22 protein-coding genes are annotated in these 23224 nt (G+C 63.3%); 17 read left to right on the top strand and 5 right to left on the bottom strand.

All coding sequences use genetic code 11. From position 1 onward, the window contains the following. Positions 1–11: 11 nt before the first annotated feature. Positions 12–662: a hypothetical protein gene (locus AC1DSF_RS10480; protein ID WP_478182802.1), complete on the bottom strand. Its 651-nt coding sequence runs from the start codon at positions 660–662 to the stop codon at positions 12–14. Between AC1DSF_RS10480 and AC1DSF_RS10475 the strand changes: the two genes are divergently transcribed. The 4 genes from AC1DSF_RS10475 (at position 661) to AC1DSF_RS10460 (ending at position 3268) form a co-directional block, all read left to right on the top strand. After that, positions 661–1242, top strand: coding sequence for a hypothetical protein (locus AC1DSF_RS10475; protein ID WP_478182801.1), 582 nt, complete (start codon positions 661–663; stop codon positions 1240–1242). The two genes, AC1DSF_RS10480 and AC1DSF_RS10475, sit on opposite strands and share 2 nt — an antisense overlap. Before the next feature lie 112 nt (positions 1243–1354). Continuing rightward, complete coding sequence (locus AC1DSF_RS10470) at positions 1355–1849, top strand: hypothetical protein (RefSeq protein ID WP_478124679.1); 495 nt, start codon at positions 1355–1357, stop codon at positions 1847–1849. A gap of 328 nt (positions 1850–2177) precedes the next feature. Then, positions 2178–2969 carry a hydroxyacylglutathione hydrolase gene (locus AC1DSF_RS10465; protein WP_478124678.1) on the top strand — a complete coding sequence of 264 codons (792 nt, stop codon included), beginning with the start codon at positions 2178–2180 and terminating at the stop codon, positions 2967–2969. A gap of 119 nt (positions 2970–3088) precedes the next feature. Next, positions 3089–3268, top strand: coding sequence for a DUF3563 family protein (locus tag AC1DSF_RS10460; protein WP_478124677.1), 180 nt, complete (start codon positions 3089–3091; stop codon positions 3266–3268). 21 nt (positions 3269–3289) lie between these two features. Here AC1DSF_RS10460 and AC1DSF_RS10455 read toward each other — a convergent pair whose 3' ends face one another. The 4 genes from AC1DSF_RS10455 to AC1DSF_RS10440 form a co-directional block, all read right to left on the bottom strand. Then, a complete protein-coding gene (locus AC1DSF_RS10455; protein WP_478124676.1) occupies positions 3290–4477 on the bottom strand; it encodes a phosphoglycerate dehydrogenase in 1188 nt (395 codons plus the stop codon). Then, the gene (gene serC, locus AC1DSF_RS10450) at positions 4470–5552 is read right to left on the bottom strand and encodes a 3-phosphoserine/phosphohydroxythreonine transaminase (protein WP_478124675.1); all 1083 of its coding nucleotides are present in this window, start codon (positions 5550–5552) and stop codon (positions 4470–4472) included. The genes AC1DSF_RS10455 and serC overlap by 8 nt, the downstream gene beginning before the upstream one ends. Positions 5553–5659: 107 nt before the next feature. Beyond that, the gene (locus tag AC1DSF_RS10445) at positions 5660–6139 is read right to left on the bottom strand and encodes a carboxymuconolactone decarboxylase family protein (protein WP_478143889.1); all 480 of its coding nucleotides are present in this window, start codon (positions 6137–6139) and stop codon (positions 5660–5662) included. Positions 6140–6252: 113 nt separating this feature from the next. Next, the gene (locus AC1DSF_RS10440; RefSeq protein WP_478182800.1) at positions 6253–7131 is read right to left on the bottom strand and encodes an RNA polymerase sigma-70 factor; all 879 of its coding nucleotides are present in this window, start codon (positions 7129–7131) and stop codon (positions 6253–6255) included. A 130-nt stretch (positions 7132–7261) separates the two neighbouring features. On the opposite strand from AC1DSF_RS10440, the gene AC1DSF_RS10435 reads away from it, so the two are divergent. The 13 genes from AC1DSF_RS10435 (at position 7262) to AC1DSF_RS10375 (ending at position 23068) form a co-directional block, all read left to right on the top strand. Beyond that, entirely contained in the window at positions 7262–10426 is a 3165-nt protein-coding gene (locus AC1DSF_RS10435; protein ID WP_478182799.1) for a hybrid sensor histidine kinase/response regulator, read from the top strand. A 1-nt stretch (position 10427) separates the two neighbouring features. Beyond that, positions 10428–10769, top strand: a complete 342-nt coding sequence (locus AC1DSF_RS10430; protein ID WP_478143886.1) for an Hpt domain-containing protein — start codon at positions 10428–10430, stop codon at positions 10767–10769. Then, positions 10762–11817, top strand: a complete 1056-nt coding sequence (locus AC1DSF_RS10425; RefSeq protein WP_478124670.1) for an adenylate/guanylate cyclase domain-containing protein — start codon at positions 10762–10764, stop codon at positions 11815–11817. The genes AC1DSF_RS10430 and AC1DSF_RS10425 overlap by 8 nt, the downstream gene beginning before the upstream one ends. A gap of 133 nt (positions 11818–11950) precedes the next feature. Further along, positions 11951–13786, top strand: coding sequence for a tannase/feruloyl esterase family alpha/beta hydrolase (locus AC1DSF_RS10420; protein WP_478182798.1), 1836 nt, complete (start codon positions 11951–11953; stop codon positions 13784–13786). A gap of 103 nt (positions 13787–13889) precedes the next feature. After that, positions 13890–14477 carry a VOC family protein gene (locus tag AC1DSF_RS10415; RefSeq protein WP_478182797.1) on the top strand — a complete coding sequence of 196 codons (588 nt, stop codon included), beginning with the start codon at positions 13890–13892 and terminating at the stop codon, positions 14475–14477. 54 nt (positions 14478–14531) lie between these two features. Continuing rightward, positions 14532–15095, top strand: coding sequence for a methyltransferase family protein (locus AC1DSF_RS10410; RefSeq protein WP_478143884.1), 564 nt, complete (start codon positions 14532–14534; stop codon positions 15093–15095). A 217-nt stretch (positions 15096–15312) separates the two neighbouring features. Continuing rightward, positions 15313–15966, top strand: a complete 654-nt coding sequence (locus AC1DSF_RS10405) for a PepSY-associated TM helix domain-containing protein (RefSeq protein WP_478124666.1) — start codon at positions 15313–15315, stop codon at positions 15964–15966. A gap of 18 nt (positions 15967–15984) precedes the next feature. Next, complete coding sequence (locus tag AC1DSF_RS10400; RefSeq protein WP_478182796.1) at positions 15985–16503, top strand: DUF2271 domain-containing protein; 519 nt, start codon at positions 15985–15987, stop codon at positions 16501–16503. A gap of 29 nt (positions 16504–16532) precedes the next feature. Beyond that, positions 16533–17336: a DUF4198 domain-containing protein gene (locus tag AC1DSF_RS10395; RefSeq protein WP_478182795.1), complete on the top strand. Its 804-nt coding sequence runs from the start codon at positions 16533–16535 to the stop codon at positions 17334–17336. Positions 17337–17473: 137 nt separating this feature from the next. Continuing rightward, complete coding sequence (locus tag AC1DSF_RS10390; protein ID WP_478182794.1) at positions 17474–18382, top strand: FAD:protein FMN transferase; 909 nt, start codon at positions 17474–17476, stop codon at positions 18380–18382. Further along, positions 18379–19746, top strand: coding sequence for a sulfite reductase subunit alpha (locus AC1DSF_RS10385; RefSeq protein ID WP_478182793.1), 1368 nt, complete (start codon positions 18379–18381; stop codon positions 19744–19746). Before AC1DSF_RS10390 ends, AC1DSF_RS10385 begins: the two co-directional genes overlap by 4 nt. 218 nt (positions 19747–19964) lie before the next feature. Then, entirely contained in the window at positions 19965–22292 is a 2328-nt protein-coding gene (locus AC1DSF_RS10380) for a catecholate siderophore receptor Fiu (RefSeq protein ID WP_478182792.1), read from the top strand. A 95-nt stretch (positions 22293–22387) separates the two neighbouring features. Continuing rightward, complete coding sequence (locus AC1DSF_RS10375; protein WP_478124661.1) at positions 22388–23068, top strand: Fe2+-dependent dioxygenase; 681 nt, start codon at positions 22388–22390, stop codon at positions 23066–23068. Positions 23069–23224: the final 156 nt, after the last annotated feature.

Genomic DNA, 23224 nt, shown 5'->3' with positions numbered 1-23224 from the left:
CGTGGCCGGTGTCAGGCGACACGACAAAACTGCCCCCGCATTCCCGACGGGCGCGCGATGGCGAGAGCCCGCAGTTCATGATGCTGCTCAATCGGCCCTAAAGCGTGACTTCGCATCTTTGTTCCTCTACACCGCCGACAGTTAGCAACTTTGTTATTCGCTTCGCAACCTTGTTCTGAGCGACCACCCGCCTTGTCCGTACGGGCTTCGGCGTTGAAAAAGTGCGTCAATAATCCGAACTCTGTAACAAGGAGTTCGTCCGTGAAATTGAGGTTCCCTTCGACAGCATGCGCCGTAGCCGCAGCGATTTCCATATTGGCCGCAGGCTGCGCGATGCAGCCCAAGAAGACTGCCGAGTCGTCCGACTCCGCCGCTGCTGCTGCCTCCCCCGCACCTGCGCCGGCCCCCGCGCCCGTCGCGACTGCGCCGTCAAAGCCCGACGCTTCGGCATCCAGAAGCACTCGCAAGGGCCCCGCGCCAATGACGTACGACGACATCAGAAAGGCCGCTCGCGCCGCCGGCAGTGACAAGGCGGCCGCGCGACGCCTTGCAGGAAAGACCGTCACCTTGGAGCTGGCGAAAAGCACGGACACCGATCGTGTGTCCGGCACGGCTTTCACCGTGCAAGGTTCGGACGACTGGTACTTCTTCTGCAGGAACATGCCGGCCGGCTTCCAGGGCGGCGAAGTCACTGCCAAGATCTTGAAGTACGCGTACCGCTCCGGGCCGGACATCATTGCCGTGGATCTCGATCGCTGCGTGCCCGAAGCCGGAGCCCCCGTGATTGCTGCAGCGCCGGCACCCGCCGCGGTTGCGGCGGCACCCGCTCCCGCCCCGGCTCCGGCAGCCGCGGCGAAGGGAGCGCGCCCCGGCATGGACGCGCAAGGCAACGTGATCGACTCGTCGAAGATCGAATCCGGCAGCGGTCGCACCGTCAAGGGCATCAACGACTACGAAGGAGAGATCACCGGCAATCCGGCCAAGAACTCGAAGTTCACGCAGTTGCAGATCGGAATGTCCGTGCGCCAGGCCATGGACATCGCCGGCCCTCCGACCGACCAGGGCGCCTACATGACGGGCAAGGCCTGGATCCCGTTCTACTTCGGGGGCGATCGGCATCGGTTCGAGCTGACCTACAAAGGCCAGGGCCGCTTGATCTTTGCCGGCGGTGGCATGGGAGATTTTTCGAGCGGGAACCTGATCTGGATCATTCATAACTCGAACGAAAGCGGCTACCGCTGAGTTGCTCCTTCGGGCATTCCCGATCCCAAACGGCGCGGCACGGCCTCATGCTGCACATTGCGCGTCGCCTGGGAAGAGCCCGCTTCGCGACAACAAGCAGGAGGGGAACCGCATGGCCAATGCACTGACCGACCGCACGATGTTTGCTGGCGTGCTCGCGCAGCTCGTTCGAAACAGGTGCGCGTCCGGTGCCAACCGCACATCGCGGACGGGCCTTCAGGCCACCATACCGGTCAGCGAGCGTCCCGCGGTCCGTCGCGGTGTCGAGGCGTTGATTGAGGCCGGGGTGTTGGCGATCCACGGCGAAGACATCGGGCTGACGCCGGATGGCTCGCAATTCCTCGCGCACGTCCAACGAGCCCAAGGCCGGAAGTCGGACCTCGAGCGCCATCAGGAAGACGCCGCCGCCCTGCAGCGCGTTCTGGAGGCGGTCGAGCACGACGAAAGGTTCGAGCCTTACAGCATGGAGGATGTTCGCACTCTCCCGGCGCGGCTTGAAAACTACCGCTCGCACCGGACACGGGCGGGCTTTTCCATGAGTCGATGGGCTATCGCCATGGTCGTTCTGGTGCTGGCGATCATCGCCCTCTATCTCGCCAGGCGCTGAGTCTGTGAGACTGGCGCCCAGAAAAAAGCCCCCTCACATTACTGTGCGGGGGCTAAATCCATCGAAGGACGATGGAGGAGACAACTGGGTGTCTTGCGTCAATAAAGTCCGTCGATCTTCTTGGTGGTGACGTAGCCGGAAACTACGACGGCCGCCACGGCGGCAAGACAGGTAAGTGCGGTAAACATTCGGAACTCCAAAAATGAGTGCGTTGACGCGATTATAGGGAAAACCCTAGTTCGCTGCCAGAGCCACTTCGGTCACTTCAAAGACGCGCCGAGTACGTTCCTACAATGGTCGCCCCATCCCTCGCCTATCGGAGTCATTGATGATCGTCGAGCGCATCTGGACCGGTAATGCCTACCGCAACTACAACTATCTGATCGCGTGCCCGGAAAGCGGCGAAGCACTGGCAATCGATCCGCTGGACCATGAAAAATGCCTGTCCACCGCGAAGGCAAAGGGCTGGCAGATCACGCAGATCCTCAACACGCACGAGCACCACGATCACACCGGAGGCAATGCAGCCGTGGTTGCGGCCACGGGCGCCAAGGTGATCGCGCACCACCGGGCCGGCAGCCGCATCACGGGTGTGGACCGCGGCGTTCAGGCCGGCGACGTGATCAAGGTTGGCAAGACCGTCGAACTCGAGTGCATGGACACGCCCGGCCACACGATGTGCCACATCTGTCTGCGCTCTCACACGGATCAGCCGGCGCTGTTTTCAGGAGATACGCTGTTCAATGCCGGTGCGGGCAACTGCCACAACGGTGGCAACCCGGAGGCGCTCTACAGCACCTTCGTCGACCAACTGGCGAGGCTGCCTGCCGACACGCGCGTGTATCCGGGCCATGACTACATCGAGAACAACCTGCGATTCACGCTTGCCCGCGAGCCGGACAATGCAGCGGCCAAGTCGCTGCTGCCCGAAGTCGCCGGGCACGATCCGGCAACGGCGCGTGTCACGACGCTGGGCGAGGAGAAGCAGTTCAACACCTTCATGCGCCTCGCCAGCCCCAGCGTCATTGCCGCTTTGCGAGAGCAATTTCCGGATTTGCCCGAGCAGCCCGATGCCAAGACGGTGTTCGTGAAGCTGCGCGCGTTGCGCGACAAATGGTGAAGCGGACGGGGTGAAGCACACGGCCAGCGCTTACCCCCTCGCGCGACTCGGGTCTGGCGGAGTCGACGGCAGAAGATAGGGAAAACCCTTATATTTTGGCGTCCATCCAAGGTACCGCCATGACATTGCTTCACCGTGCACTCACCGCACTTCAACGTCGCTTTCAGCTTCAGCGCGAAATCGACGAGAGCTATCTCGCCGGATCCGTCGACATCTATGACCTGGAGCGCCGCATGCGTCAACTCGACCATCGCCATCGCGACAGCCAGCAGCCGTTTCATCTCCGCCACTCGAACTGAAGGGCTCAAGCCCTCTTGGTCTTAGCCGGCCACGTGCGGCAAATACCGCACCGACAGCACGCCGTCGATCGATCCGATGTCGGCCAGCACTGACTCGCTCACTGCGCTGTCCACGTCGACCAGCGTATAGGCCATGTCGCCACGCGACTTGTTCACCATGTTGTGAATATTGAGTCCGGCGCGCGCCATGGCTGTGGAGATCTGCCCCAGCATGTTGGGCACGTTGGCGTTTGATATCGCCACACGATCAGGTGATTCGCGCGCCATGCTCACGCTCGGGAAATTCACCGCATTCGCGATGTTGCCGTTCTCGAGGAAATCGCAGAGCTGATCGGCGACCATGATGGCGCAGTTCTCTTCGGCTTCGCGGGTGCATGCGCCCAGGTGCGGCAAGCACACAACCCGCTTGTGGTGGTGCAGCACCGCACTTGGAAAGTCGCACACGTAAGTCGCCAGGTGCCCGGCCTCGAGCGACGCCAGCACCGCTTCGTTGCCGACCACGCCGTCGCGCGAAAAATTCAGCAGCACGGTCCCGGGCCGCATCAGGCCAAGGTTGTCGGCGTTCACCAGATTGCGCGTCGACTCCATCAGCGGCACATGCAATGTCACGAAGTGCGCGTTGCGCAGCACCTCCGATACGCTGCCGGCGCGTTTGACCTGCGACGGCAGGCTCCATGCCGCGTCAACCGTGATCTCCGGATCGAAGCCGAGGACGTTCATCCCCAGCCTGATCGCGGCGTCTGCGACCAGGCATCCCACCTTCCCCAGACCGACGATGCCCAGCGTATGGCCGGCCAGCTCATAACCGGCAAACGCGCTCTTGCCGTGCTCGACGGTCCGATCGAGATCGGCCCGACTCGCATCCAGCTGGTCGACGAAGCGCAACGCGCCCGACAAGTGGCGCGCCGCCATCAGCATGCCAGCCAGCACCAGTTCCTTCACCGCATTGGCATTGGCACCCGGCGCATTGAACACTGGCACGCCACGCGCACTCATTTCCTTGACCGGAATGTTGTTCGTGCCGGCTCCGGCGCGTGCGATGGCGCGCACACTGGTGGGGATCTCCATCGCGTGCATGTCGGCTGAGCGGACCAGCACCGCGTCGGGCGCCGCCAAGTCCGCGCTCACCCTGTAGCGCGACTCCGGCAAGCGTGCCAGCCCTTTCGCCGAGATCTGGTTGAGCACCAGGATCCTCAGGCGCTCAGCCATGGCTTGCCTCGAACTCCTTCATGTAGGCCACCAGCGCGGACACGCCTTCGATCGGCATCGCGTTGTAGATCGACGCCCGCATGCCGCCGACTGAGCGATGCCCCTTGAGCTGCACCATGCCGCGTGCTTCGGCCCCCTTCAGGAAAGCGCCGTCCAGCGACTCGTCGCGCAACTTGAAGGGCACGTTCATCAGCGAACGGTCTTCGCGCGCCACCGGGTTGTAGAAGAAGGACGTGGTCTCGAGATAGTCGTAGAGCACCGCCGCCTTTTTGCGGTTGTGCGTCTCCATGGCCGTCAGGCCGCCTTGCGCCTTGATCCAGTTGAACATCAGGCCCGCGATATAGATCGCATACGTCGGCGGCGTGTTGAACATCGAGTCGTTGTCCGACTGGATCTTGTAGTCGAAGGCCGAAGGCGTGATCGGCAGCGCCTGGCCGATGAGGTCGTCGCGCACGATCACAAGTGTGACGCCGGCCGGACCGACGTTCTTCTGCGCGCCTCCATAGATCAGCCCGTAGCGGCTGACGTCGACCGGGCGCGACATGAAGTTGCTCGACATGTCCGCCACCAGCGGCACTTCGCCAGTGTCGGGCGTCCAGTGGTACTCGACCCCGCCGATGGTCTCGTTCGAGCAGATATGGACGTAGGCGGCGTCGCGGTCGAGTTTCCAGCTCTCCCGCGGAGGCACGCTGGTGTAGCCGCCCGCCTCGCTGCTGGCGGCCACATTGACCTTGCCGTACTTCTTCGCTTCCTTGATCGACTTCTTCGACCATTCGCCCGTGTCGATGTAGTCAGCGCTTGCACGACCGCGCAGCATGTTCATGGGCACGATGGCGTTCTCGCCGATCGCGCCGCCCTGCATGAAGAGCACCTTGTAGTTCGAAGGCACTTCCAGGAGCTCGCGCAGCAGCCTTTCAGCCTCCGCGTGGATCGCGATGAATTCCTTGCCGCGGTGGCTCATCTCCATCACCGACATCCCGCTGCCGTGCCAGTCGAGCATCTCGTCGGCCGCTTGGCGCAACACCGATTCGGGCAGCGTCGCGGGACCGGCGCTGAAGTTGAAGACACGGGTCATCGGGCGATCTCCAGGAAGGAAGCAGCGTGCAGGACGGTAGCGCATCGCCGCACCTTCCACAAGAGTCCACGGGCCGGCCTGCCGGCCCGCCCGGCTTGCGCGCAGGATCAGTTCAGCTGCGCCTTGTCCAACCCGAAAGCCTTGTCGGCGGAACCAGGGACATTCCTGAACCCGATGCTCAGCCGGTTCCACCCGTTGATTTCCATGACCACGAAGCTCAGGTCTGACAGTTCCTTTTCCGAGAACTGCGTCCGAACGCTGTCGAAGATGTCGTCCGGCACGCCGTGCTCCGGCAGGCGCGTCAGCACCTCGGTCCATGCCAGCGCGGCGCGCTCACGCGCTGAGAACAGCGCCGACTCACGCCAGATGGGCAGATGATGAATGCGCAGTTCGCGCTCTCCGTGCAAGCGGGCTTCCTTGACGTGCATGTCGAGGCAGAAGCCACAGCCGTTGATCTGCGAGGCACGGATGTGCACGAGGTCGCGGATCGACTGTTCGACCGCACAGTCTTTCAGCTGACTGCTGAACTCCTGGAACTTCTTGACCAGCTCAGGGGACTGCTGCCAGGGATTGATGCGTTGGCTCATGATTGCTCCGATGGGTGAGGCATCGCGCATGCACGCCGTTCGATGATGCGAGCCTCGGGTGATGAAATTGGCGTCCACCCCCTGAAGACGTTCGAGCCCCGCGCCTTGTGACATCAACGCGCCAAAAGCGTTGCCAGCCGCGCCAGCTTGTCAGGGTTGCGCTGCACGTGGATGCGCACGATGCGCTTGCCGTCGGTCTCGTAGGTCTGCACGGATTCCAGTTCGCCGCCGATGAAGCGCAGGAGCCCCAGCTCGCCGTTGACCCGCGCCAGCTCGACGCGCTGGCCCTCTCCGAAACGTCGCTGCACGGCAAAGTACAACTGCGCGATCCGCTGGCCTCCCACGACCGGCCTGCCGAAGCTCGGCACCTTGCCGCCGCCGTCTCCGATGAGCTCTGCGTCTTCCGACAGCATCGATTTCAGCGTCGCGAGGTTGCCCCCCGTCGCCGCCGCCGCGAAGTCGCGCAGCAGGCGCTCATGCATGTCCGGTGAAACATCGTAGCGGGGCCGCTCGTCGCGGATCTGCGCCTTCGCGCGATGCACCAGTTGGCGGCAGGCCGCTTCGCTCTTGCCGATCATGCGCGAGAGATCGGCGTAGTCGGCGTCGAACACCTCCCGAAGCAAGAAGGCCGCCCGGCCTTCCGGCGAGAGCCGCTCCAGCAGCATCAGAAAGGCCACCGACACCTCGTCCGCGCGTTCGAGCAACTGGTCGGGCGTCGGGGGCGAGTCGGTCAGCACCGGCTCGGGCAGCCAGATCCCGACATAGTGCTCCCGCCGCGACTTGGCGGTGCGAAGGCGATCGATCGACAGCCGCGTGGTGACGGTGACCAGCCAAGCCTCGGCGCTGTCGAGCTCCGTGTGATCGGCTTCATGCCAGCGCAGCCAGGCATCCTGAACCACCTCTTCGGCCTCGGCCACGGAGCCGAGCATGCGGTAGGCGATGCCCTGGAGGCGGGCGCGAAGTTGGTCGAAAGTGCGGGTCGGATCGTCCATATTTCCTCAATACGTTGGCCAGGGCGATTTTGTGACAAGGCCGGCTTTGTTGAATTCGCTTCGCCGCTAGACTCCACGCGGTGTGCGCCGCCCGCGCATCGATTCAGGAGTCAAAGGAGTCAAACGCCCCATGGCAGAGCCCCGTTCCCGACCACTGACTGTGCATGCACCGCGCGCGGTAACGGCGATGCGCGAGCCATTCGAGCGGCTGGTGCGCAGCGGGCTGGCTTTCAACGCGCTGCGCACCGAGGCGGAGGTGCATGCGCTGCTGGTGGACGAGGCGGCCGATCTCAGCGGCGCTCAGCGCGTGCTGCTGGTACTGGAGGCGGGGGCGGGACCGAACGTTGCCGGCTCGATCCTTCCCGGAGGCGAAGATCCGGCCGGGCTGCTCGATGCCATCCGCCCTTGGCTGACGGAAGCCGTCCACGGGAATTCTGCGAGCCTGCGGCATGGGCCGGACGGTGCCGAACCGAAGGCGCAGCGCTCGTGCGTGATCGCTCCGCTGATGGCGCAGCACACGCCAATGGGCTATCTCTACACCGATGTCGAAGGCACGGCCGGCCGCTTCGATGAGGCGGACCGCGATCGGATCGCCCTCCTCGCGCAACAGGCGGCCGCGGCACTCGCCGCCATCCGCGAGCGCGAGAGCCTTCAACATCAACTGACAGAGCGAACGGCCGAGCTCGCGCAACGCGCCGGCGAACTGACCTTCGTGAACAGCATCCAGCGGGGCATGGTGGCCCGCATGGAATTCCTCGCGGTCATCCGGATGGTGGGCGACAAGCTGCGAGAGATGTTCGACTCCGGCAACGTGGCCATCATGTGGTGGGACGACCGGACCAACTACGTCCAGGCGCTGTACCGCTATGAGCACAATCGCCCGCTCCCGCTGCTGCCGGCACGGCCGCTGAAGCCTGACGAAACCGTGGCGACCATCCTGCACGAGCGCAAGGTTCGCGTGGCAAACACGCGTGAGGAGCAGGTTCAGGCCGGCCTGCGGCCGACGCCTGGCACCGATTGGGCCCATTCGGTCGTCGGCGTGCCGATCATCGGAAGCGACCGCGTTCTCGGCGTGATCGGCCTGCAGAACCATGAGCGCGAATATGCTTTCGGCCGCAGCGAGATCCAGCTCCTCGAAACAGTGGCGGCGAGCATGGGCATCGCGCTGGAAAACGCCCGTCTCTTTGATGAAACCCAGGAAGCGCTCCATCGACAGACCGCGATGGCCGAAGTGCTTCAGGTCATCGGCAGCTCGATGGAAGACGCGCAGCCTGTCTTCGAGAAGATCCTGGAGAGCTGCGAACACCTGTTTTCCGGTCACCAGTTGGGGATCTCGCTGCTCGGGGACGACGGCCTGGTGCACCTGGGCGCCCACCGGGGCTCCGCGCGCGAGGCATTGGAGCGCCACTATCCGCGGCCGGTCCTTACGGAAGCCATGGGCTCTCCGATGGTGGGCGTCGAAGTCTTTCATCTTCCGGACGTGCTCGCCGACCCGAAGGCCCCGGTCTTCATGCGCGAAGTGGCCGAACAGATGGGCAACTACGCGATCATCGTCGCCCCCTTGATCTGGGAGGGCCGGAATATCGGCTCAATCCACGTCAATCGCCAGCCGCCGGGCCCCTTCAGCGAGAAAGAAATCAAGCTGCTGAAGACCTTTGCGGACCAGGCCGTGATTGCGATCCAGAATGCGGCATTGTTCAAGCAGACCCAGGAGGCGCGCGCGGCGGCCGAGGCTGCGAACGAAGCCAAGAGTGCCTTCCTCGCGACGATGAGCCATGAGATCCGCACGCCGATGAATGCCGTGATCGGCATGAGCGGCCTGCTGCTCGAAACGAAGCTGGACGCGGACCAGCAGGACTACGTCGCGACGATTCGCGATTCGGGCGATGCACTGCTGACGATCATCAATGAGATCCTCGACTACTCGAAGATCGAGGCCGGCCGCATGGACATCGAGTCGCATCCGTTCGACCTGCGCGATTGCGTGGAATCAGCGCTCGACCTGGTAAGCTCGCGCGCGACCGAGAAGAACCTCGATACAGCCTACGTCTTCGAGGGCGACGTGCCCGCCGCAGTGAGCGGCGACCTGGCGCGCCTGCGGCAGATCCTGCTGAACTTGCTGAGCAACGCGGTGAAGTTCACCCATGCCGGTGAGGTGGTGTTGACAGTCAGTGCGCAGCCAGCGCCCTCGGGCAAGGTGACCCTGACCTTTGCAGTGCGCGATACCGGCATCGGCCTCACTCCAGAGGGCATGGGACGGCTGTTCAAGTCCTTCTCGCAGGCGGACTCCAGCACGACGCGCAAGTACGGCGGCACCGGCCTTGGCCTGGCGATCAGCAAGCGTCTGGCCGAACTCATGGGCGGGCGCATGTGGGCCGAAAGCGCCGGCATGGGCAGCGGCTCGACCTTCTTCTTCACCATCGAAGTACCGACGGCACAACTGCCGCCGACTCGGAGCCGCGATTTCTCGGGCGTGCAGGCAGAGCTGCGCGGCAAGCGATTGCTCGTGGTCGACGACAACGCGACAAACCGCCGCGTGCTTTCATTGCAGGCGGGCCATTGGGGCATGGAGACACGCGAAACGGATTCTCCCGCCGAGGCCCTGCACTGGCTGCAGGAAGGCAAGCCTTTCGATCTCGCGATCCTCGACATGCACATGCCGGACATGGACGGAGTCGAGTTGGCGCGGCGGATCCGAACCCTTCACGCCACCTTGCCGCTGGTGCTCTTCAGTTCGGTGGGCCGTCGCGAGGTAGGTGATGCCGAATCAATGTTCAGGGCCTTCCTGGCCAAGCCGATTCGCCAATCCCATCTGTTTGATACCTTGGTCAGCCTGCTCGCGCATGACACTGCCGCAAGGCCACCGGCAATCGCCAAGGCCAAGGCACAGATCGATCCCTCCATGGCGGAGCGGCATCCACTGCGCATCCTGCTTGCCGAGGACAACGCGGTGAACCAGAAGCTTGCGATGCGCCTGCTGCAGCAGATGGGCTACAGGGCAGACCTCGCTTCCAACGGCATCGAGGCTGTGGAGTCGGTGCAGCGCCAAACCTACGACGTCGTGCTGATGGACGTGCAGATGCCCGAACTCGATGGGCTGGATGCGACGCGCCAGATCTGCGCGCTGCTGGAGCCCGGGCAACGACCGCGCATCGTGGCCATGACGGCCAATGCGATGCAAGGCGATCGCGAGATGTGCATGGAGGCAGGCATGGACGACTACCTGACAAAGCCGATCCGCGTCGATCGGCTCATTGAAGCATTGAACAGCGTACCGACGCGCAGGGAACGATGACATGAGCGATGCAACCATCGATCTTGGGACTTTCAACGAACTGAAGGAAACCGCGGGGGCCGACTTCATCGAGGAGCTGGTTCAGACGTTCCTGGAAGAAGCCCCGGCCATGCTCCAGGAACTGCGCGATTCGCTGGCCGCCGAAGACGCCAATACGTTTCGGCGAGCAGCCCATTCGCTCAAGTCGAACAGCATGACCTTCGGCGCGCTCAGGCTCGGCGGAATGTCGCGCGAGCTGGAGTTGAATGGATTCGCAGCGAGCGCGAGTCCGAACACCCTGGACGCGCTGGAACAGGAGTACGCGCGCGTCGCCACGACACTCGCGGAGTTGAGCCATGGTTGACCTGCGCCATGCGCCCGCCCGGCTTCTGGTGGTGGACGACAACAAGGTCAACCGCCTGCTGCTGACTCGCAGCCTCGAACAGCACGGGCATGGGGTCGACTGCGCCGAGAACGGGCGCGTCGCACTCGAACTGCTGCGCCGTCAGTCCTTCGATCTGCTGCTGCTGGACATCGAGATGCCCGAGATGGACGGCTTTCAGGTGCTGGAGCAACTGACTGCCGACCCCAAGCTGCGTGACATTCCCGTGATCGTGACCTCCTCGCTCGAAGGCTTGGCGAACATCGTGCGTTGCATCGAGCTCGGTGCCGAGGACTACCTGCACAAGCCGATCAATCCGGTGTTGCTGAAGGCCCGCATCAGCGCCAGCCTGGAGAAGAAGCGCCTGCGCGACCAGCAGAAGGAAATGGTGCGCCGCTTCGCGACCTCCGAAGTTGCGCAGGACTTGCAGCAATCGGGCTTTGCGTTGGGGGGGCGGCGCGTGCAGGGGACGGTGATGTTCTGCGACATCCGCGGGTTCACGTCGCTGGTCGAATCACAGCCGCCCGAAGAGACGATCGAACTGCTCAATACCTACTACACGCTGATGTTCGACGCCATCAATGGCCACGGCGGCGTGGTCAACCAGATGATCGGCGACGGCTTGATGGCGATCTTCGGTGCGCCGCTGCCGCTGCCCGACCACGGCGAGGCCGCGGTGCTTGCGGCCCTGGACATGATCGAGATGATCGAGTTGTTGAACGTCGACCGAATCGCAACGCCGAAGCCCGCGATCCGCATCGGCATCGGCATTGCGACAGGCGAGATGGTGGCGGGCTACACCGGCACGCAGCAGCGCGCGACCTACACCTGCATCGGCGACACCGTCAATCTTGCCGCGCGCCTGGAAGAGCACACCAAAATCGCGAAGCGGCCGATCCTGATCGATCCGACGACGAGCGCCGCGATCAATGGACGCATCGATTTCGAGCACCTCGGGCCGGCGACGTTTCGCGGCAAGGCAGCGCCGGTGGAGGTGTATGCAGTGGGCACCGCACAGCCGATGGCGTGACGTTGCCGTGTTGTAGGCCGTTCGCCTCGGTGCGGATGGGTAGATTCCTACGACGACGCAAGCAACGTTAGCGCATGAACCTCTAGGAACATTGAAGCTGCACTCCGCAGCCAACACACCAAGAGGGGACATCATGCTCATGCAATGCGCGTTCAAGTCGTCGACAGCGACACTCGGCCGGCTCGGGCTTTTTGCCGTGGCGGGCACGCTCGCCGCGTGCGGTGGCGGGGGTCACGGCGGGGGCGGGTTTTTTCCCATCACGCCGCCTGGGCAGTCCAAGCTCGTTTGTGACGACACCATGAAGACGCGCTTCACGCCGGACAGCCTGACGCAGGTTCTTCTGGTGAAGCCGTTCAAGGCGGGCGATCCGCTCTTGCTCTCTGGGGCATCGACCGCAACGACACCGACGGCAACGAGCGATGTGTGTGTGGTCAAGCTGCTTGTCGGCCCTGGCAATCCGGGGCCGGCGGGTGCGCCTTCGACTTCGTCCGGAATCGGCATCGAGATCTGGTTGCCGAGTGAAGGCAAGTGGAATCATCGAATCCACGTCAAGGGCGGCGGCGGCTGGGCCGGCGGCGTGCAGGCTTCGACGACGGCACTGGCCGGCACCACCGGCGGCTCGTCCGGCTCACCCGCGACGACCGCCATGGTCGAGGGTGCCGTATCCGCAAGCACCGACACCGGGCATGCCAACACAGCGAATGGCGGCTCCTTCGCGATGAATCCCGACGGAACGATCAACACAGTGTTGTGGAGCGACTTCTCCGAGCGGGCCATTCACGAAATGGCGGTGAAGACCAAGGCGCTGACGCAGGCCTACTACGGCACTGCGGCCAAGTACGCGTACTGGGACGGCTTCTCGACCGGCGGTCGCCAGGGCCATAAAGAGGCACAGGCCAATCCGAAGGACTTCGACGGCATCCTGGCCGGCGCGCCGGCGATCAACTGGTCGAAGTTCATCACATCCGAGCTGTATCCGCAGATCGTCTATCAGCGCGACCTGGGTGGCGTTCCGCTCACGACAGCGCAGATTGCATTGCTCGGCAATGCCGCCATCAATGCATGCGACGTCGTCGGCAACCAGCATCTGGGCTACGTCCCCGATCCCTCGCAGTGCCGCTACGATCCGACGCAGGACGCGAGCGTGATCTGCGCATCGAGCGGAGGCGGCGCGCCAGCTGACAGCTGCGTCACGCAACAACAGGCCGTCGCCATGAACAAGATCTGGTACGGCCAGACGGCTGACGGTTCCGTGCCCTCGCCTTCGACCGACAACGGCTTCGCGCTTGAACCGCAGGGCAGCCAGCGCTGGTATGGCCTCACGCGAGGCACCAACGTCTCAGGGCTTGCAGGCCCGACGCCCTTCACCATCGCATCCGACATGGTGGCCCTCGAGCTGCAGAACCCGACGATTGCGTCGACCAACTTCGTCAACGCGACGGGCAATGGCGCTGACGGTTGGAAGGGCTTGTCGTACATCGACTTGTCCAATGCATACGACCGCGGCGTGGCACTCCAGCCCCAGTTCGCCAACATCAACACCGACGACAACAATCTCGCCGAATTCGCGGCGCGGGGCGGCAAGATGCTGGTCTATCACGGGCTGTCGGACACGCTCATTCCGCCGCAGGGCACGCTCAACTACTACAACAGGTTGACCACGAAGATGGGCGGCGACACGATCGTCAAGAACTTCTACAGGCTCTTCCTCGTTCCGGGCATGGCGCACGGTTTCACAAATGGCACGACCAACCCTGCCGCGAATCCGCCGCTTCCAACTCTCGACCAGCTGTATCTCGCGCTGACGGCGTGGGTGGAACAGGGTCAGCCGCCAAGCAGGCTCGACATCACCTCGCAGGTGACCACGGGCGGCGCGAAGACGACTTCACGGCCGATCTGCATGTATCCGACCAAGGCCAACTTCGTGGGCACCGATCCGAGTGCGGCAAGTTCGTACAACTGTTCCTGAAGTTGTCTTGAACCTGTGTTGAACTGAAATAGGAGACTGGCGGGGTCCGTCTGAAAATGCTAGTGTCCCGATCGGCTTCGGCAGCAGCCGAATGGGAGCCGACATGACAGCAACACCCCGCATTCGTCCCGCGAAGTTCGTTCACGTGGTTTACCGGACCTATCGCTTCGACGAGATGATCCGCTGGTACCAGACCGTGTTTGACGCCACGGTCCGGCATCGCAACCCGGCGATTGCCTTCGTCACCTACGACGATGAGCATCACCGCGTCGCCTTCATCAACCTGTCGGTGTTCGAGCCCGATGGACCCCGACGCCGGCAGGATCTTGTCGGCGTCGACCATGTGGCCTACACCTACGGTTCATTGCGTGAGCTTGCGGAGAACTACGCCCAACTGAAGGAGCTCGGCATCCTGCCGTACTGGTGCCTGCATCACGGCATCACGGTGTCGATGTATTACGGGGACCCTGACGGCAACCGAATGGAGTTTCAGGTCGACGCCTACGCGACCAACGAAGAGGCCACCGAATTCATGGAAGGTCCGGGGTTTGCGCAGAACCCGATCGGCGTGGAATTCGATCCCGATGAAATGCTCGCCCGCCTGCGCGCCGGCGAGCCGGAGTCGGCTTTCCTGCATCGCACGGTGCATCTGCCGGTGGCGCCATTGCGCCATCCGGTGGTTGCGGATTGAGCGATGAATTCATTGGCCGAGTGACAGCTTGCCAATGCTGGCCTGACGAAGCGGATGCTGCTCCCACTTGCAGCCTACGGACCCACCTTCGTGGTCGTGAGCTCCGCGCTCCTTTACTTGTCGCGGGGCGCGATCCTGCGGCCGCGCTCTCATGGCTTCTATCGCTTCTTTGCATGGGAGTGCATCCTCGGGCTGATCTGGATCAACTTGCCCGTCTGGGGTGATGCGCCGCTCACCCCGGGCAAGTTGGTGGCGCAGGCGCTTTTCATGACCTCCGTGTTGCTGCCGCTTCACGCCTTCGTTCTCTTGAGGCGTCTCGGCACGCCGAGCGAGACGCGCAGGGACAAAGCCCTGCTTGGATTCGAGAAGACGACGACGCTGGTCACCGCCGGTGCATTCCGATTCATTCGCCACCCGATGTACACCGCGCTGATCTGCCTGGCGTGGGGCATCTTCCTGCAGCAATTCACCTGGCCCGGTCTCGGGCTGGCGCTGATGGCGACGGCGCTTCTTGTCGTCACCGCCTTCCGCGAAGAGAAGGAATGCCTCGCGCATTTCGGCGCGGCCTACCAGGACTACATGCGACGCACGCGCCGCTTCGTGCCCTTCGTCCTGTAGCTTTCTTGTAGGCAGCCGAACGGATCCGGCGCATCCGGCCCGCAACATGCGCCGCCCGTTTTCTCGCCTTTACGAAACTTCACCTGCTATCAATGGCATAGCTGAAAGTCCAGGCAGGGCAAGGGTTTCCCCACGGGCATGGGATCTTTGCGTTGCCCTCGCCTGCTCGCGAGAATAACATTCATTCTCATTTGTGAGTCTAGAATCGGCGCCTCAAATGATCGCCACATCCCCCGACAACCGTCGCCGCGCCTATTGGCTCAAGACCCTGCATGAATGGCATTGGGTCAGTTCGGCGGTCTGTCTCATTGGGATGATCTTGTTTGCGGTCACAGGCTTCACGCTCAACCACGCGGCAAGCATCGAGGCAAAACCCAGCATCACAAGCCATGCGGGCACCATCGATTCGGCATTGCGCGAAACACTCGTGCAGCAAGCCGCCGCCGTCAAGGCGCAGAAGGCGCAAAAAGGCAAAGCCGAATTGCCCGAGGAGCTTCAGGCTTGGGTGCGGCGGCAATGGTCGATCGACACTTCGGGCCGCGAAGCCGAATGGTCGGACGAAGAAATCTATCTCTCCCTGCCGCGTCCGGGCGGCGATGCCTGGCTAAGACTCAGCCTCGCCGACGGCCAAGCCGAATACGAGCGCACGGACCGCGGCTGGCTCTCCTACTTGAACGACCTGCACAAGGGCCGCAACACGGGTACGGCCTGGAGTTGGTTCATCGACATCTTCGCCGCGGCGGCGCTGGTGTTCTCGGTCACTGGTTTGTTCATCCTCAAGATGCATGCGGGCAATCGGCCCTTGACATGGCCGATGGTCGGCATGGGCCTGGTGATCCCGATGCTGCTCGCATTGCTGTTCATTCATTGATTTCAGGAGAAAGATTCAGTGCAAGTTCGATATTCGATTGCCCTTGCCGCTCTGCTCGGCGCCCCGGCGTTCGCGGCGGGCCTCTCGCTCAACATCGAAGTCCCGCGGCTCAACGTCGCCGAATACCACCGGCCCTATGTCGCAGCGTGGATCGAGCGTCCCGACCAATCCGTCGCGACCACCCTGGCCGTCTGGTACGACGTCAAGAACAAGGGCAACGCCGAGGGCGAAGGCACCAAGTGGCTCAAGGACATGCGCCAGTGGTGGCGCCGCACGGGACGCGAATTGCAGATGCCGGTCGACGGCGTGAGCAGCGCGACGCGGCCGGCCGGCAAGCATCAACTCAACTTCACAGAGGGGTCCGTCGCATTGCCCAAGCTCGCACCTGGCGCATACAAGCTCTACGTCGAAGCGGCGCGCGAAGTGGGCGGACGCGAGATCGTGAGCATCCCCTTCCAGTGGCCGCCACAGGGCGACTTGCCCGCCGCAAAAGGCAATAGCGAGTTGGGCGAGGTCAAGCTCGAACTCCGGCCCTGAACGTCAATTCATCATCAACGGGATTCACCATGAAGACTGCTATCCGTACTGCGGCCATTGCGCTTGCTCTTTCCGCCGGCGCAGCCGCCGTCCAGGCACACAACGTGTGGTTGCTGCCGTCGAGCACGGTTCTGTCGAAAGGAGACTGGATCACGGTTGATGCGGCCGTCTCGAACGATCTGTTCTTCTTCAATCACAACCCGCTCGGACTGGACAATCTCGCCATCACGGCGCCGGATGGCAGCAAGGTGGCGGCGGAGAACATGCACAAGGGCAAGCTGCGAAGCGTGTTCGACCTGAACCTCGCGCAGCCCGGCACCTACCGCATTGCGGTGCTCAATGAAGGCGTCTTCGCGCGCTGGAAGGACAAGTCCACCGGCCAGGCCAAGCGCGCCCGGGGCACGCCGGAGAACATCGCCGGCCAGATTCCGGCCGACGCGCAGGAGGTCGAGGTCACGCAATCGGCAGGACGCATTGAGACCTTCGTGACCGTGGGCAAGCCCAGCACGCTGAAGCCGATCGGCAAGGGGCTCGAGCTCGTGGCGGCCTATCCGACGGATCTGGTCAAGGGCGAGAAGGCGACCTTCGTGCTGCACATCGACGGTCAACCCGCGAAAGACGTCGAGGTCAACGTGACGCCCGGCAATACGCGCTATCGCGACAAGGTCGATGAAGTTGCGATCAAGACCGATGCCAAGGGGCAGTTCGCCGTGACGTGGCCGCAGGCGGGCATGTATTGGCTCGAAGCGGCCACCAAGGACGGCAAGACCTCGGTACCGCAAGCGAAAGAGCGGCGTCTGACTTACGCCGCAACCCTGGAAGTGATGCCCTGAGCGCATCGGAGACTCCTTCGGAGAAGCCGGCGGCAGAGCGCATTTCGTTCGCCACGTGGCGCGCGGGCGGCTATGCGAATGCGGGCGCACCGCGACGGGCGGACCCTTCCAGCCTTCAGACCTTGGCTGGTCGAAGCATGGGCACGATGTGGTCCGTGCGCTTCGACAATCCCGCCATGATCCCGCTTGCTGCCATTCAGGCGAGCGTGGAAGCTGCCTTGCAGCGCGTGATTGCGCAGATGAGCACTTGGGAGATCGATTCGGAGATCAGCCGCTTCAATCGCGCCCCCGAGGGCAGCCGTCACGTCATTGGAGCGGAATTCGCCGAGGTGCTTGCATGTGCGATGCACTGGGCATCCGCGAGTGACGGAGCCCTCGATCCGACGATCGGGCCGCTCGTCGCCCTCTGGGGATTCGGCTCGCAAGCATCGTTGTCGACGGCTTTGCCTGATGCATCGCACATTGCCGCGGCGCGAGCGCGCGTCGGATGGCAACGCATGATGTTCGATACAGCTCGCCCATCGATCGTGCAGCCTGGGGATTGCGCGCTCGACCTCTCCGGGATCGCGAAGGGGTTCGCAGTCGATCACGTCACTGCCGCTTTGCATGGCATAGGCCTTCGCGATTTTCTGGTCGAGATCGGAGGGGAGCTTCGGGCGGCCGGGCGGCGGCCGGGCGGCGAGCCATGGCAGGTGGTCATCGAATCGACGGTCGGAATGACTCGGAGGATTGCGCTGTCCGACATGGCGATCGCCACGACCGGGGACCGCTGGCACGTGCACGATCGCCATGGGCGACAGTGGTCGCACACGATCGATCCGCGTTCGGGCGAACCTTCGTGCAACACAGTGGCATCTGTTTCGGTGCTGCATTCGCAGTGCATGCAGGCGGATGCACTGGCGACGGTGCTTGCCGTTCTGGGGCCTGACGATGGGTTCGCTTTTGCGCGGGAACACAAGCTCCCCGCATTGTTCGTGCTGCGTGACCCCACAGGTCATGTCGAACGAACCAACGAATTCTGGCCAGGCGGAGCGAGCGCCGCATGAGCGAACCCACCCTGCGAGCACTTGCCGCGTGCGCGATCGTGCTCGCCTACGCGACTTTGTGCCTTGCCGTGTATGGGCGGCAGCGCCGGGCGCGCACCGTCGATGCGCGAACAGCTTCGGCATTTGCGGGCGCTGATGCCGGCGAAGCGGCACTCGTGCTTTTCGCAACCCAGACCGGCCATGCCGAAACGCTGGCGTGGCAAACGGCGCGATGGCTTCATGAAAGCGGGACGCCGGCGCGCCTGATGCCCCTCGACAAGGCCGACGTCAACGTCCTGCGCAATGCACGGCGAGCGTTCTTCATCGCGAGTACCTATGGCGAAGGCGACCCGCCCGACGGTGCCAGTGTGTTCGCCGAGCAGGTGATCGGGTCTTCAGCCCAGTTTCCTTCTCTGCGCTACGCGGTCCTTGCGCTGGGGGATCGCCAGTACGCCAACTTCTGCGCGTTCGGGCGCATGCTCGACGAGTGGTTGCACGCACGGGGTGCGACTCGGCATTTCGACAGGATCGAAGTCGACAACGCAGATCCGGACACCATCGCCGCGTGGAAAGCGCGGTGCAGCGGCGTTGAAGAGGTTGCGGTGCAGCCCGCAACGCCGCCGGGTCAGCCGACTCGCTGGCGCCTCGCCGCACGCACGCTCTTGAACCCGGGCAGCGCGGGCGCCCCTGTGTTCGAGCTGGGTTTTTCACCGTTGGCCCCATCCGAAGCCACATGGGAATCAGGCGACATTGCACAACTCACGCTTGCAAAGGACCCTGGCCGTCCTCGTGATTACTCCATCGCATCCATTCCGGCGGACGGTGCATTGCAACTCCTGGTTCGCCAGGAGCGGCATCCCGACGGCACCCTGGGCGCGGGTTCTGGGCTATTGACTTCGACCCTTGCCATCGGTGACACGCTGGAATTCCGAATCCGGCCGCACCGCAATTTCAGGCTCGCCGAGAACCGGGAGCGCCCTCTCATCCTAATCGGCAATGGGACGGGCCTGGCCGGTCTTCGCAGTCATCTGCGCGCGAGGGCGGCAATCGGTCAGAAAGACAACTGGCTGATCTTCGGCGAGCGCAACGCGAAGCACGACTTTCTCTGCCAGGAAGAGATCGAGGGATGGCGCGGCGACGGCGTACTGAGGCGCCTCGACATGGCTTTTTCACGCGATCAGGACCAGCGGGTCTACGTGCAGCACCTGTTGCTTCAGGCTCATGACGATGTGCGCGAATGCGTCGGGCGCGGGGCCGCCATCTACGTCTGCGGGAGCATGCAGGGAATGGCTTCCGGCGTGGATGCGGCCCTGCGTCAGATTCTCGGGGCGGATCAAGTGAGCGAACTCGCCGGCACGAATCGCTACAGACGCGACGTCTATTGACCACGCAAAGTTGCTCCGCCGCAACAGCATGCACCGCAATCTGGCGATTTGTTTCACAAAGATGAACAGCGAGTTAATTTGCGGTTGAGAGTCATTATCATTTAGGACGAACTCGCCTCTACCGCGATTCGACTCACCCAGCCAATCCAGACGCCTAGAAGGCGCCCTCGTGGACCCGCCAGTGAAGTTCTCAATTCCTTCCTTTCCGGAGAACATTCATGGCCTACATCAAGAGCCGCAAGCATGCTGTCGCACGCGCCCTGCCCCCCCTGGGCAGCGCTACGGCCGCCACACTTTTTGCACTGGCACTGCCCGTCTCGGCGCAGACCCCGACGAACACTCTCAAGGAAGTTCGCGTCGTCGCCGACACTCCCGCGACTGAACTGAAGGTCGACAATTCGGCCAGCCCCAAGTTCACGGCGCCGCTCGTCGACACGCCGCAGACGGTCCAGATCATTCCGCAGGTGCTGATGCGGGAGCAAGGCGCCACGACACTGTCTGAAGCCCTGCGCAACACGCCGGGGGCCGGCGCTTTCTATCTCGGAGAGAACGGCAACACCACCACTGGCGATGCCATCTACATGCGCGGCTTCGATGCTTCGAGCAGCATCTTCATCGACGGCATTCGCGACCTCGGTTCGATCACGCGCGACGTGTTCAACATCGAACAGGTCGAGGTCGTGAAGGGGCCATCGGGCACCGACGTGGGACGCACCTCCCCCACCGGCTACATCAACATGATCTCCAAGCAGCCGAACATGGAAGACGCCTTCCTGGGTTCCGTCGGATTTGGCAGCGGCAGCTATAAGCGGGGCACCATCGACTGGAACAAGGTCATCACCAACACTGACGGCTCTGGTGCGGCGTTTCGCCTGAATGCCGTCATGGACGACTCCGGCGTAGCCGGCCGCGACGAGATCACCACCAAGCGCTGGGGCATTGCACCGTCGATCGCGATCGGGCTGAACACGCCGACGCGCTTCTACTTCAACTATCTGCACATGGACCAGAGCGGCGTTCCTGATGGCGGTGTGCCGACCATCGGCCTGCCGGGCTACACGAGTCCCGATCCGAAGCGTGGGTTCCTGAGCTTCGCCTCGCCTGTGGATCCGTCGAATTTCTACGGCACGACTTCGGACTTCAACAACGTGACGGCCGACATGTTCACGGCGCGCGTCGAACACAACATCACGCCTGACGTCATATTGCGCAACACCACGCGCTACGGCAAGACCTCCCAGGACTACATGCTGACGTCGTTCATGGGTTCGTCCGCGAACCTCCTGACGCCGGTCGTTGCCAACCCGAACACCTGGAGCATCGCGCGGAGCAATCCCACCAACAAGGACCAGACGAACGAGCTGTTCACCAACCAGACCAACGTCTCCGCGAAGTTCAACACGGGATCCGTCGGCCACACGATGAACGCTGGCCTGGAGTTGATCCGAGAAGAGCAGACCAGCTTGGGATTCTTCGGCCCCAATGTCACTCCCGCCGCTGGCGCACCCTTCAACACCGGCGCCTGGCCCGCGGCCAACCTCTACAACCCCAACCCGAATGTCGTCGGCTTTCGCCGGACCTACAGCGGCGCGGACAGCGTGGGCTCCACGGATACGGTGGGCCTGTATGTGTTCGACACCGTCAAGCTGAGCGAGCGTTGGCAGTTGACCGGCGGCGTGCGTTACGACCACTACAACACCGACTATCGCGCCTCGACGCTGTCGACCGCCACCACTTTCCCGAAGCTGCCGGTCGGCACTCTGGTGCCCACGTCGCTGTCGACCTCCGACGACTTGTGGTCGGGCAAGCTGGGCGTCGTCTACAAGCCGGCGGAAAACGGAAGCATCTACGCGGCATGGGGCACCTCGGCACAGCCGCCGGGCGGGGCCAACTTTGCGCTGGCCGCGGGCGGCACGGGCAACAGTGCGTCGCGCATCGACTTCCAGCCGCAGGAAGGCACGACCTACGAGGTCGGCACCAAGTGGGACGTGCTGAACAACAAGCTCGCGCTGACTGCGGCGCTCTACCGTACCGAGATCAAGAACGAGGTCGTGCAGGACCCGACTTCGCTGCAGTACTACCAGACCGGCAAGAAGCGCGTGCAGGGCATCGAACTCGGCGCGGCAGGAGCCATCACTGACGCATGGGGCGTCAGCGCCGGCTTCACGACCATGGACACCAGCGTGCTGAGCGGCCCCGCCATCACGGCCAGCGGCGAGAACGTGCTGACCTACACGCCCAAGAACGCGTTCACCCTCTGGACCAGCTACCAGCTGCCTTTCGGGCTGACGATCGGCGGTGGCGCACGCTACAACGGCAAGCTCAGCCGCGGCACCGATGGCGCCATCGGCACGCCGGCGTATGCCGATGCCTATTGGGTGGTCGATGCAATGGCTTCCTACCGCATCAACAAGAATGTCGAGCTCCAGCTGAACGTCTACAACCTGTTCGACCAGGAATACGTGGCAGCCATTAACAAGAGCGGCTATCGCTACACGCCGGGCATTCCGCGGTCGGCACGCATCACGGCCAACTTCGCGTTCTGACGCGCATCGAGATCGACGAGTTCGCGCCGAGCCGGATGCGACACTCGGCCCCTGCTTTGCGGCAGGGGCTTTTTTCATTGTGAGGAGTGTGCGAAATGATGCTGCATGTACCCGACGTTCTGAGCGCAGAGCAGGTTCGAGAGATCCGCGCCGCACTCGACGCAGCCGATTGGGTGGACGGGCGCGAATCCGTCGGCGCGCAAGGCGCCCGCGTGAAGCGCAACCGCCAGTTGCCCGAGCAATCGCCCGTGGGCCGCGAATTGGGCAAGACCATCCTCTCTGCGCTGGCCGGCAATCAGCTCTTCTTTTCTGCCGCGCTGCCGCTTCGCTTCGTGCCGCCGATGTTCAATCGCTACGAAGGCGGCGAGCACTATGGACTGCACGTCGACGGATCGGTGCGAACGGTGCCCGGCACTGGCCAGCCGCTGCGTACCGATCTTTCCTGCACGCTGTTCCTCTGCGATCCGGAGGACTACGAAGGCGGCGAACTCGAGGTGGTCGACACCTACGGAACGCATGAAGTCAAGCTTCCTGCCGGGGACCTGATCCTCTATCCCTCCACGAGCCTTCATCGTGTCCATCCTGTCACGCGGGGCGAGCGCATCTGCTCGTTCTTCTGGCTCCAGAGCATGATCCGCGACGATCGACAAAGAGGCATGCTGTTCGAACTCGATCAAGTGATCCAGAAGCTGCGGGCGAGAGTGGGCGAGTGCGAGGAGACTGTGGCGCTCACGGGGCAGTATCACAACCTGCTGCGGATGTGGTCCGAGGTGTGAGGTTCTGCTGAAGGCATCGGTTGTGCGGAACCGCGCACGCGGCCGACCGGGTGCAAATTTGTCAAGCACTTCGTACAGCGCTTGAGCCTTCGCTCGACAGCTACTATCCTTTCGAACACTTCAAGCCGGCCGCCGCATGACGGGCAAGGCCGGGAA

The organism is Variovorax sp. 01N429 (genome assembly GCF_056399425.1).
This window is presented reverse-complemented; position numbering and strand designations above follow the sequence as displayed.